This is a genomic window from Mesorhizobium sp. P2_D1 (assembly GCF_056404455.1).
In genome coordinates this window covers 26,806-38,203 of sequence record NZ_JBFUDZ010000077.1, presented here as the reverse complement: position 1 = coordinate 38,203, position 11,398 = coordinate 26,806, and the positions used below count along the sequence as shown (strand labels likewise).

14 protein-coding genes are annotated in these 11,398 nt (G+C 64.5%); 10 read left to right on the top strand and 4 right to left on the bottom strand.

The genetic code is table 11. The annotated features are described in order from the left end of the window. The 9 genes from AC1D0I_RS30235 to AC1D0I_RS30195 all read left to right on the top strand — a co-directional run. Positions 1 to 950 (top strand): PilN domain-containing protein (locus AC1D0I_RS30235; protein WP_477399707.1); only part of this gene is annotated, 950 nt, incomplete at its 5' end. Between the two features lie 2 nt (positions 951 to 952). Beyond that, on the top strand, positions 953 to 1,552 hold the full coding sequence (gene gspM, locus AC1D0I_RS30230; RefSeq protein WP_477399705.1) for a type II secretion system protein GspM: 600 nt from the start codon (positions 953 to 955) through the stop codon (positions 1,550 to 1,552). Then, on the top strand, positions 1,549 to 2,142 hold the full coding sequence (locus AC1D0I_RS30225; RefSeq protein WP_477399703.1) for a hypothetical protein: 594 nt from the start codon (positions 1,549 to 1,551) through the stop codon (positions 2,140 to 2,142). Before gspM ends, AC1D0I_RS30225 begins: the two co-directional genes overlap by 4 nt. Then, positions 2,139 to 3,050 (top strand): hypothetical protein, encoded by a 912-nt coding sequence (locus AC1D0I_RS30220; RefSeq protein WP_477399701.1) that lies wholly within the window; start codon positions 2,139 to 2,141, stop codon positions 3,048 to 3,050. Before AC1D0I_RS30225 ends, AC1D0I_RS30220 begins: the two co-directional genes overlap by 4 nt. Further along, entirely contained in the window at positions 3,047 to 4,714 is a 1,668-nt protein-coding gene (locus tag AC1D0I_RS30215) for a GspE/PulE family protein (protein WP_477399699.1), read from the top strand. Before AC1D0I_RS30220 ends, AC1D0I_RS30215 begins: the two co-directional genes overlap by 4 nt. After that, on the top strand, positions 4,714 to 5,931 hold the full coding sequence (locus AC1D0I_RS30210) for a type II secretion system F family protein (protein WP_477399697.1): 1,218 nt from the start codon (positions 4,714 to 4,716) through the stop codon (positions 5,929 to 5,931). Before AC1D0I_RS30215 ends, AC1D0I_RS30210 begins: the two co-directional genes overlap by 1 nt. Then, positions 5,928 to 6,401, top strand: coding sequence for a GspH/FimT family pseudopilin (locus AC1D0I_RS30205; RefSeq protein ID WP_477301220.1), 474 nt, complete (start codon positions 5,928 to 5,930; stop codon positions 6,399 to 6,401). Before AC1D0I_RS30210 ends, AC1D0I_RS30205 begins: the two co-directional genes overlap by 4 nt. Continuing rightward, entirely contained in the window at positions 6,398 to 6,754 is a 357-nt protein-coding gene (locus tag AC1D0I_RS30200; protein WP_477399695.1) for a PulJ/GspJ family protein, read from the top strand. Before AC1D0I_RS30205 ends, AC1D0I_RS30200 begins: the two co-directional genes overlap by 4 nt. Beyond that, positions 6,751 to 7,476, top strand: a complete 726-nt coding sequence (locus AC1D0I_RS30195; RefSeq protein ID WP_477399693.1) for a PulJ/GspJ family protein — start codon at positions 6,751 to 6,753, stop codon at positions 7,474 to 7,476. The genes AC1D0I_RS30200 and AC1D0I_RS30195 overlap by 4 nt, the downstream gene beginning before the upstream one ends. A 13-nt stretch (positions 7,477 to 7,489) precedes the next feature. On the opposite strand, the gene gspG is transcribed toward AC1D0I_RS30195, so the two are convergent. Genes gspG through gspD form a run of 3 tightly spaced genes read right to left on the bottom strand, consistent with a single transcriptional unit; the run spans position 7,490 to position 10,604 of the window. Continuing rightward, a complete protein-coding gene (gspG, locus tag AC1D0I_RS30190; protein ID WP_477399691.1) occupies positions 7,490 to 7,984 on the bottom strand; it encodes a type II secretion system major pseudopilin GspG in 495 nt (164 codons plus the stop codon). After that, complete coding sequence (locus AC1D0I_RS30185; protein WP_477399689.1) at positions 7,984 to 8,478, bottom strand: prepilin peptidase; 495 nt, start codon at positions 8,476 to 8,478, stop codon at positions 7,984 to 7,986. Before AC1D0I_RS30185 ends, gspG begins: the two co-directional genes overlap by 1 nt. Before the next feature lie 2 nt (positions 8,479 to 8,480). Next, complete coding sequence (gene gspD, locus AC1D0I_RS30180; RefSeq protein ID WP_477399687.1) at positions 8,481 to 10,604, bottom strand: type II secretion system secretin GspD; 2,124 nt, start codon at positions 10,602 to 10,604, stop codon at positions 8,481 to 8,483. A 125-nt stretch (positions 10,605 to 10,729) separates the two neighbouring features. Between gspD and AC1D0I_RS30175 the strand changes: the two genes are divergently transcribed. Beyond that, entirely contained in the window at positions 10,730 to 11,038 is a 309-nt protein-coding gene (locus AC1D0I_RS30175) for a KTSC domain-containing protein (RefSeq protein ID WP_477399685.1), read from the top strand. On the opposite strand, the gene AC1D0I_RS30170 is transcribed toward AC1D0I_RS30175, so the two are convergent. Further along, positions 10,933 to 11,364: a hypothetical protein gene (locus AC1D0I_RS30170; RefSeq protein WP_477399683.1), complete on the bottom strand. Its 432-nt coding sequence runs from the start codon at positions 11,362 to 11,364 to the stop codon at positions 10,933 to 10,935. The genes AC1D0I_RS30175 and AC1D0I_RS30170 overlap by 106 nt on opposite strands. Between the last annotated feature and the right edge of the window lie 34 nt (positions 11,365 to 11,398).

The following is an 11,398-nucleotide window of genomic DNA, read 5'->3' as shown; positions in this document are numbered from 1 at the left end:
CCACAAGCGACTGGATCATCAGCCTGGCGGATGACGGCATCCGCGCGCGCGAGGCCAATGCGCCGGAGTTCCAGTCGATCCCGTTGGCGCTCGCAGCGTCCTCGGACGAGATCTTGGCACTTCTCCAAGGCGGGCCTCGGCGCAAGCGGCCAAGCTTCGATATCCGGATCCAGCCCGGGCTGTTCCTGACCCGGCAACTCGCGGCGCGGCGGCTGCCGCTTCGGCTGGCGCGCGACATGGCCGAGCTCGACCTTCTGGCCTCGACGCCGATCGACCCGGCGCAAGTGCATGTCGTCTTCGCCGGGCAGGTCAAGCAGGACTGCGTCTACCATGTCGTCAAGGCGAAGACGCTTGCCGCGGTCCTTGACACGGTCCGCCGGACCGGCGGGTCGATCCGGTGCCTGTCGCTGTCGCAGCCGGAGGGCAGGCTGCGGGCCGATGCGCTCAGCCTCGCCGCCATCTGGCCGCTGACCGCGCGCGACCGTCGCGCCAGGACCGTCTGGGTGACGGCCTGTTCGATGCTGGCCGCGGCAGCGCTGTTCACCTTCGCTCATGCGCATTGGCGCACCTGGCAGGCCGGCGCGGAACTGGACACAGAGATCGCCGATGCACAGGTGCTGGCCAGGGCGGCACGCACCGCGCTGCAGAAGCGCCAGACCGGCATCGAGCAAATTGAAAAGATCCGCACGGAAAAGAAGACGACCGCGTCGCTGGTGCGCGTCTGGGCCGAACTGACACACCTGCTTCCCGACTCGGCCTGGCTGACCGATCTTTCGGCCAAGGGCGACGACCTGACCATCACTGGCTTTTCAGCTTCCGCCGCCGAACTGATCAAGCCGATCGACGATTCGCCGCTGTTTTCAGCGCCCGAATTCGCCTCGCCGGTGGTCAGGGTTCCTGGCCAGGACGGCGAACACTTCACCATTTCGGCAAAGATCGGAGCGCTCTGACCATGCTCTCCGCGATCCTCAACACCAGCCCGCTGGTCCGCCGCCTGATTGCGCTCGCCCTTGCGGCGGTGACGGCCTGTGTCCTGGCCTGGGCGGTGTTAGCGGGGCTCGACAGCGTCGCCTCGGCGCAAGCCGGGATCGAGGAAAAGCGCGAGCTTCTCGGCCAGTTGCAGAGCGTGGCGGCGTTGGCCAAGCGCCTCGACAGCGCCGCGAGCCCCGTGGCCGCGGCAAATCCCGAGTTTCTCACCGGCGAAAGCGAGGCGATCATTCGCGGCGGGCTGCAGACCCGGCTGAACGCGATTGCCACCGCCAACGGGGTCAACGTGCTGTCGGCCGGCAATGCGCCGGTGCTCAGCGAAGCGGGCGTCGATTTCATCGGGCTGCGGGCCAACCTTTCGGGACCGCTGGAGGGCATTCACAACGCCGTTCTCGCCATCGAAACATCGCTTCCGGTGCTTTTCATTCGCGAGGCCACTCTGCGCACGACCGACGTCGGGCCGGTCGCCGGGCGCACCGGCGACCCGGAGATCTTTGCCGAAATCCTGTTTTACGGCCCGCTGCAAACGCCGGTGGCGCCGGCGCCCGGCGGGGTCAAGCCATGACCCGGAAATTCGCCGGGCTGGCGATTGCGGCCATGATCGTGGGGCTCGTCCTGGTCAATGTCGCCCTTTACGACACGCCGRTCGACATCTCGCCGGTCGCCTCCGGCAAGGGGYATGACGGCGGCCTGGCCTCGGCGGCGGGAGCGCTGGAGTTTCCCGAGGCCGGCAATTTCAGCGAGACGTTCGAGCGGCCGCTGTTCACGCCGATGCGCCGGAAATTCGTCGCACCGCCGGCCGGGCCGCCGCCGGTTGCGGTCGTCGCGGCCGCCGTCGAACAGACGCCGCCACCGCCCGAGGCCCCGCCCGCCGCCGCGCCTGCGCTTCTGGGCATCAGCATTCACGGTGGGGCGGCGAAGGCCCTGATGCGCGTCGCCGGCAGCGAAACCGCGATCTGGTACGGCAGCGGCGAGACCGTCGACGGCTGGACGGTGTCGGCGATCGACAAGGATCAGGCCGTGCTGGAGCGCAATGGCAAGGTGGCGCGGGTCCCGCTCTATCCGCCATGGAAGAACGCCCCGCAACCACCCCCAAATGCCCCGCCAGCGGCCCCGGATGTCCCGCTGCCAGCGCCGAACGAACCGCAACTATGAGCGACCGCCACGAAAGCCCGAACGCAGGGGGTGAAAGCGCGAGCAGCGGCTTTTCGCTGGTCGCCGTGCTGGTGTTCATGCTGATCGTCTCGGCCATAGTCGTCCCCTTTGCCGTAACGGCAAAAACGCGGCTGATGATCGCCAACAACGAGGTCGAGCAGGAACGCCTGTCGCTGCTTGCCGAAGGCCTGGGCAATGTGGTTGCGAGCGAATTGGTCGGGGGCTCGGGGGCGAAAACATTGCCGCTGGATTCCACACCCGCAGCGTGCCGGGAGGGAGGCTTCAGCTTCGATGTCCACGTCCAGGATCATGACGGGCTGATCGATCTCAATGCCGCGGATGACCAATTGCTGGCGCTTGGTTTCGCATCGCTCGGCTTCCAGCGGGAGATGGCGCAAGCCTTGGCCAGGGCCAYGATCCGGTTTCGTGACAATGCCGCGCTGTTCGCTGGCCATCCCAGAAGCCCTGTCGGGCCTCCCGAAGACAAGCAGGCGCCGTTCGAATCGGTGTCCGAACTGCAGGAGTTTTCGGCCCTTGCGTCGATGCCTTTGCAGACCCTCCATGCTGTTTTCACAGTCAACTCGAAGCGCGGCACGATCAGCGCCGATCGCGCGCCGAACCGTCTTCGCGCTGCTCTTGCCGGCGCCAGCAGCGCATCGGTCACCGAAGCGCCGGCCGACGCATCGGCCTACACGGTCGACGTGGTCGTGAGACGGGACGGATCCGGGATCACGGCCGAAGCCGGGTTCATCATCGAGAGGTCTCCGCTCAGCCCGACGGCATTCCAACGCGTTGCCCGAAGCCCGGTCACTGCAGCCACCGCACTGCCGCCAGCCATCGGCACAACCGGCTGCGAGGTGCTTTTCGGCGCCGAGGCGGCGCGGATCCTGCGCGGGTGGAGCTCATGAACGCGTCTTCGCAGCCCGTTGGCCAGACCCAGGGCCAGACCCAGGGGATCGAGGCGTTCCTTGCCTTTCTCGAGGGCGAGAAGGTGCTGACCGCGCACGCCGCCCAGCGCGCATTGGGGGCATCGCGAACATCTGGACACCCGTTCGATACGGTGATGACCGAACTCGGCCTGATCGGCGAGCAGGACCTTGCCAACAGCCTCAGCCGCTACCTGAACGCACCGACGCCGGTCGAGATTCCCGAACAGGTCAGCCCCGAAATGCTGGCAGGCGTGCCGCTGGCCTATCTGCGTGAAAATGCGATCCTGCCGTTGCAGATGGACGCCGAGCGGCTGGTCGTCGCCGTGGCCGATCCGTTCTCGTCGGCAACCATCGACGCGCTCGCCTTTCACTATGAGCGGACGCTGGCGCTGCGCATATTGCCAAGGCGCATGATCGCCGAATGCATCGACCGCATCGAGCAATCGGCCATGGCGGCCGTTGCAAATGGCGGCAACGGTGGCGAAACCCTGGATTTCGGCCCCGACGACCTCGAACGGTTGAAGGATTTCGCGCGCGAGGCGCCGATCGTTCGCTTCGTCGCCGAGACCATCCACAAGGCGGTCGATGCGAGAGCCACCGACATCCATATCGAGCCGCTCGAGGATCACGTCCGCATCCGCTTCAGGCATGACGGCATGCTGTCCACCGTCGACACCGCATCGATTGCGATGCTGTCCGGCATCTCCACCCGCATCAAGATCCTGTCGCGGCTCAACATTGCCGAGCGGCGCCTGCCGCAGGACGGACGCATGCGCATTGCCGTGCGCGGACGCGACGTCGACCTGCGCGTCTCGGTCATTCCGTCCATCCACGGCGAAGCCATCGTGCTTCGAATCCTCGACCGCGCGGGCGTCGAATTGAAGTTGGAGAAGCTGGGGTTCGACGGCGCCGCGCAAGCGAAAATCCGCAACATGTCGCAAGCCGCCAACGGCATCGTGCTGATCACCGGGCCGACCGGCAGCGGCAAGACGACGACGCTCTATTCCATCCTCGCGGAACGTTCGCGGCCGGACGTCAAGATTTTCACCGTCGAGGACCCGGTCGAATACCGGATGGCCGGCATCACCCAGTTGCAGGTCAATCCGGCGATCGACCTCGACTTTGCCGCTGCCCTGCGTTCGATCCTGCGGCAGGACCCCGATATCATCCTGCTCGGTGAAATTCGCGATCGCGAAACGGCGCAAGTCGCGGTCCAGGCAGCCCTGACCGGCCATCTGGTGTTTTCGACGCTCCACACCAACAGTGCCGCGGGCGCACTCACGCGCCTTCGCGATATGGGCATCGACGGCTATCTGCTCGGCGCGACGATCAGAGGCGTCATCGCACAGAGGCTGTTACGGCGTATCTGCCCTACCTGCCATGGCGCCGACCAAACAGTTCCGGCCTGCCGGACCTGCAACGGCTCCGGCTACAGCGGGCGCACGGTGACCTACGAAATGCTGCAGGTGTCGCCGCGCATCGCCGAACTTATCGACCAGGGTGCCGGCGAAATGGAGATCGGGAAGATTGCGGCCGAAGACGATCTCGTGCCGATGTCGGTCCACGCAACCGCGCTTGCCCGGTCGCAGGTCACCACGATGGACGAAGTCCGGCGCGTCATCGATCTCGCAGGAGGTGACTGATGCCGGCCTTTGCCTATCGCGCCTATCTCGTCGACGGCAGCACCGAGACCGGCGTCCTCGATGCATCGACCAAGCAGGATGCCGCCCGCAAACTGGCGCAGCAGGGCCGCCGCTCCTACCATCTTGCCCCGGTGAACGGCGAAAGGCAGCAGCTTCGCCTGCCGGGGCGCAGCGCGCTGACGTTCACCCGCAGGGTCGATCTCAGCCGGCTGTTTTCCGAGCTTTCAGTGCTTCTGAACGCCGGCTTCACGGTCGACCGTGCCTTGAACGCGGTTATCTCGGGTGAGGCCAACCGCCAGCGGCGGCAACAGCTGCAATCGGTGCTCGATCTCACGACAGGCGGCCGGCCGATCGCCGAAGCATTTGCCGGCCTGCCGGGCATCACCTCCGACGTTGCCGCCTTGCTCGCCAGCGGCGAGCGCAGCGGCAAGATGGCCTATATATGCCAGCGGCTGGCGGATACGTTCGAGGCAACGGCCAAGCGCCGCGCGGCAATCGTCGAGGCGCTTGCCTATCCGGCTTTCCTGCTACTGGTCATGAGCGGGGCGCTGGTCATTCTGGCGACGGTGCTGGTGCCGGCGCTGGAACCGATCTTCGAAGGCTCATCCGCCCCCAAGCCGTTCACCATGACCGTGCTTTCGGCGCTCGGCACGGTGTTCAGGGACTATCCCTTCGTCTTCCCGCTGGCGGCGGTGCTGGGCCTGCTTTCCTATCTTTTCCTGTCCCGGTCCACTGGCGCCAGAAAACAGTTTTCACATTGGCTGTTGAAGGTCCCGTTGATCGGCGCGCTGGTCAGGGATGCCGTGGTCGCGCGCTACCTGGAAACGCTTGCGCTGCTGCTCGGCAATGGCGTGGCGATGACCGAGGCGCTTGGGCTGGCCGCCAACGTTTCCAGGCAGAGTTCACTGGCGGCAAGCTTTGCTTCGATCGAAGAAACCGTCGCCAATGGCGCCCGCCTGCATGGCGCGATCGTCAAGGCGGGGATTTTCGACAACGCGACGATGTCGCTGGTCTCGCTCGGCGAAGAGGCGAATGCGCTTCCGGTGGTGCTGGATCGCGCCGCGAAAATGCTTCAGCTGACGCTGACGCGGCGGATCGACACGGTGCTGAAGCTGTTGACGCCGGCCTTGACGATTTCGCTCGGTTTTCTCGTCGGCAGCCTGGTCATTTCGGTGATGACCACGATCCTCAGCATCAACGATCTGGCGCTGCAATGACGGCCGCGCCGGAAGCCAGCGCATCGACGGACGCAACGGCCGGATTTACCCTGGTCGAAATGCTGGTCGTGCTGGCGATCATGGCCCTCGTCGCGGCGATCGCCGCGCCGGGGCTCGTCAGCAATTACCGCACCAAGAACCTGGAGACGCTGGCCGGCGAGATCACCATGCGGTTGCGCCTGTCGCGCACATCGGCAATCGCCACCGCCAGGCCGAAGCAGGTCGTTGTCGATCTCGGCACCCGCATCATCCGTTTTGGCGAACGAGACATCGTCGCCCTGCCGGACGATGTCAAAATGACCGTGGTCACCGGCCAGGAAACCGTCGTCGCCGACCGGCAGACGGTCCTCACCTTCCTTCCCGACGGCAGCGCTTCCGGCATGGATATCTCGCTGCAGCAAAAAGGCCGGACCGCGCGCATCGCGGTCAACTGGCTGACCGGGCTTCCGACATGGCGCGCGCTGCCATGACCGGGTCATCGTCGCAGCCCTCCCCCGAAGACGGATTTTCGATCCTCGAGATGATCGTCGCCATGACCATCCTGGCGCTTGTGCTTGGTATCGCCAGCCAGTCGATCGTGCTGGCGAGCCGCAGCATCGCCGTGGCCAAGCGCCAGGCCGAAGCGGCCAGAACCGTGCGTGTGATGCTGGCCGACTACGAAGCCCAAATCCACACGGCTCAATCCGGCTGGACCCTGAAGACCCGCACGATAGACGTGTCGAAGGCAAGGGTAACCGCTGTTGTCATCGAGAGCAGCGGCGGTGCGTTTCCAGGCGGGCCGTTTCTGACCTTCGTGCCCGTGCGGGATCCGGCCATCCCATGAGCGGCCCGTTTTTGCGCACTCGTTCCAAGGTCCGAGCCGGCAGGCTGCGGAAACGTCTTCCAGGCGCCCGTCGGCCTGGCCGCAAATCGCCGCCGGGACCATCGGCATCGGTCGAGGGGTTTGCGCTCATCGACGTGCTGGTCGGGCTGGCCCTGATCGGCGTGATTACGTCGCTGATGATGGTCTTCCTCAGCCAGACCCGAACGATGATACGCATCGAAAAGGCAACCGAATTCCAGATGGAGGTCGATGCCGCATCGCGGTTTCTGGAAGCGGCGATCAGCCATGCCGAGCCGTTGCCCCTGTCCAAGTCGTCGCCGGACATGGTGCTTTATCTCAACGGCAACGGTGCCCGGATCGAATTCAGCGCCGTTCAGGCGATCGGTTTCAAATCCTCCACGCTGCGCGAAATTGCTGTTTCGCTTGGACAGGCCGGAGGCGCGCTGGCCATCGTCCAGAAAACACGGCGCGGCAGCGAACCCGGCACATCGACACCGGGCGAACCGGTGCGGTTGATCGGCGGCGTGAGCGCCATGAAATTCGAATATCTCGACGGTGCGGCGGCGGCCTCGTCATGGTCGCCGAGCTGGACCGTGCCACGGCGCCTGCCCGCCGCCGTGCGCTTCACCATCTCGGTTCTGCGGGATGGTGCGGCCTATTCAGCGAGAGGTTTTGCACGCCTCGACCTGGCAAATGCCCAGGTGCTGCCGCGCACGAAATGAATCCCGGCCGCCATCAGTTGCTGACGTCCTGGTCTTCGCCGGTTCCGTCCGGCTTGCCGTCCTTGCCCAGGCTGCGGATGACCACGCCGCTCGCATCGGCCTTCACTTCGTAGGAATAAGGCCTCCCCCACGGATCCTTCAGGCCGGTTGTTCCCTTGAGATAGGGTCCGTTCCAGCGCGCTTCGCCGGCAGGCGCGGCGACCAGGGCCGAGAGCCCCTCCTCCGCGGTCGGGTATTTCGCGTTGTCGACATAGTAGAGCTCGAGCGCGCTTTCGATGTTGCGAATTTGCGCCTTGGCGGCGTTGGTCCTGGCCGAGCCGAGATAGCGCAGGACCTGCGGCGCGGCCAGTGTCGCGATCAACGCGATGATGGCGAGCACGACCAGGAGCTCGACCAGGGTGAAGCCGCCCTCGCGGTGGTCGCTTTCACCGACAGATTTTCTGGCACCGACAGATTTTCTGGCGCAGCCGGATTTTTCGGAAAGTCGAGTGAAGCGCTGAGTGATCATCAGAGCAGTCCCATGTTCAAACCTGCAAATTGCTCCAGCGCCCAGCTGCAGCCGAGGCCGATGGCGATAAACGGACCGAAGGCAACACGAGCCCGCGCCGCTGCAGGCCCTGTCGCAAGCACGTGCCCGCCGACGAACAGCAGGGCGCTGGCGCTGGCGATGAACAGCAGCACCGGCAACAGCAGCGGGCTGATCCAGCATGCGGCGGCGGCCAGCATCTTGACGTCGCCGAGGCCGAGACCGATCTTGCCGGTCATCAGGAAATGACCGCGCCGTATCAGCCAGGCAACGGCAAAAGTCATGGCTGCAAACAGGAGCCGCAGCGGCAGGCCGTCCGCCTCCGCCGCCATCTGATAGCCAAGGCCGAGGGCGGCCAGAGCCAGGTTGAGCCCGTCCGGGATGATCTGCCTGCGGAAATCGGCGATCGAAATCGCGGCCAGAACCGCCGCCAGGGCGACCGTGGCAGCCAGCACGAGAGATGGGTGCGTGGCCATCGTCAATACGCCAGCCTCTTCAGATCCTGTTGCAGCTTGGTGCCGCCGCGCCGCTTCTGGATCGGCGTCTGCAGGCTGATCTTGCCGCGGAATTCGTCCGTCACTTCGCGGGCTTCGTTGATGTCGCGGACAACATGCGGCCGGATGAAGATGATCAGTTCGGTGCGTCCGATACTGTCCGTCTTCTGCTTGAACGCGTTGCCTATGATCGGGATATCGCCAAGGATCGGCACTTGCGTGCGGTCGACATTGTTGCGCGACTGGATGAGGCCGCCCAGCGCCAGGCTCTCGCCGTCGTTGACCAGCACGCGAGTCTGGATCTTGCGCTGCTGGATGGTCGGTGAATCGATGCCGGAGCTGGTGGTCTTCGTCACATTGCTGACCTCCTGCTCGATGTCGAGCATGACCCTGCCGGCATTGTTGATGCGAGGCGTCACTGTCAGGATGACGCCGGTGTCCTTCATCTCGACCGAGACGACCGGCGCGCTGCCGAACGACTGGTCCACCACCTGTCTTGTGGCGATCGGTACCTGGTCGCCGACCTGCAAGATCGCTTTCTGGTTGTTCAGGGCCATGATGGTTGGCGCCGAGATGACATTGACGTCGGTGATGCTGGAGAGCGCGTTCAGCGTCACCTGGATGTTGTCGGTTGCGTAACTCCAGTTGAAGCCCGGCAGTGCCGCCGCGGCGGCTCCCTTCGCCACGTCGGACAGCGAGATCTTCATGCCGCCATTCTCGAAGAACCAGCGCAGGCCGTATTTCAGCTCGTCGTTGAGCGTGACTTCGGCGATGACGGCTTCCAGCATGACTTGCGTCGGCAGAACGTCGACCTTGGCCAGGATCTGCTCGATGCGTTCGTAGTCGCGCGCCGTGGTCTGGATCAGCAGCGCATTGTTTTCGATATCGGCGACGACCGTGGCGTGGGCGGGCGGCTGTCCGTCCTGCGGGGGCAGCGAAGGCGACGGCCCGGTCAACGGCACCGGCGTGACGCCATCCGATTGCATGGCGATCGGGGTCTGGTCGGGCGACACGTTCGAGCCGCCCGAGTCGCCTTCGGTCTTGACGGTGGTGCCGAGAACGGAGCTCAGCACCGCGGCCAGTTCCTTGGCCGGGCGGTTCTGGATCTGGTAGACGAAAAGCTGGCTTTCGTTGGTCTCGGCCAGCCTGTCGAGCTTGTTGATCCAGCTCGCCGCACGGGCGAGATAGGCCGGGCGCGAGGTGATCACCAGCACCGAATTCAGCCTGTCGTTGGGGATGAACTGGATGAGCTTGGCGCCTGGCCCATCCTTGGTGCCGAAAATCGAATCGAGTTCGGCGGCAACCGCTTCCGGTTTGGAGGTCTTCAGCGGATGCAGCGCGACCGACATGCCGCGCATCCAGTCGACGTCGAACACCGAAACCGCTTCGCGAATGGCATTGAGGTCGCTGTCGTTGCCGGCGACGGTGATCAGGTTGCGGGTGGAATCGACCCGCAGCACCGAGCCCTGGCGGGTGATCGGTTCCAGAATGGTCTTCATCTCATCGGCCGCGATGAATTGCAGCTGCAGCACCTGCACCTTGACGCCGGGGCCGGACGGTGACGTCGACGGCACGCTGACCGGCGGCGTGCTGGACATGATTTCGGAAAGCGGCACAACCTGGTAGGTGCCGGCGCGGTTGGTGATGCCGGCGCCATTCACCGCAAGCGCCGATTGCAGGATGTCGACCAGCGCATCCTTCGACACCGGCTGCGATGTCTGCAGCGTCACCGTGCCTTGCACGCGCGGGTCGACGATGTAGTTGAGGTGAAGCGCATCGCCGAGCACGGCCTTGGCCGCCTCGGCAATCGGCGCGTTGACCAGATTGAGCTCGAACTGGCCCGAGCCATCGGTCGTCACCTTGGTGACGGGGGCTCCGGAGGAGACGAACTGACCCGAGCCCTGATATTGCGCGCCGTTGAAGCGCTGTGCCTGGCGGGCGGCCGACGTGACGGCGCCAGTCCCGGTATATCCCGACCGCAAGGGCGAGTTCTTGGCATGCAGGCTGTCGATGGTCTCGGTGAAGAAGTCCTTGCCCGGCGCGGAAGTGYAGCCGGCAATCGCCAGCAGCGTGCACAACACGACGCGACTACTCGGCTTGCTCGACATCCACCCGATTCCCCTAGATTCCCAGTCTAGGGCTTCTTGCAAGCGGATGTTTGGAATGATGGGCGTATTTGGGGTCTATCCACAGGGTAGGTGATGCAGAGCAACGCGTGCAACGGGTGCCCAAAATGCCGTCGACTGTGATCCGAAACACCAAATACGATCCGGCAACCAGAACGCTCTCCGTCTGGTTTGTCCCAAGCGGCGACAGCTATGACTACGAAGATGTTGCCCCGGCAACCTACGCCGTCTTCAGCTTGACCCAAACCGGTCAGGTGGGGATCGTATCGAGGTCCGGACAGGTGACGATCCTCACCTCAAACCGGCCAATTCAGTACATGATCCTTTGCCTCAGCCATGCAAAGAATCCGTTTCCTCCGAGCGTTGTGCGAACCCGCGCCGCAGCCCAATGTGCTTTCATGGTTGCGCCGACATGACAATCGCAGACGATTTCGTGCAGTTGCCAGTCGCTCAGTTTGAAGAACCGCCTGGCCTCGCCATACGTGTCATCCTTCAGGCCGCATGCACGCAACACCGGATCGTCGAAGGCAACGGCAAGTGCTGATCCGTCCCCCCGCACGCTGGCACGATCCTCCATGTGCAGATATTCGGTACCTGTAAACGCGGCAAGGCATCGCTCGGGATGTTGTTCCAGAAGTTCCGCCCAGCGTTCGATGCGCTGGTTGCGTGTCATTTCCGAATATGCGGCCGAAGTTTCAATCTTGGCGACCGCATGCAGTTGATCGAGTGTCTGATGTTTCATGGCAGTCTCCTGTCAAGAGGGAGAAGCGCCCACG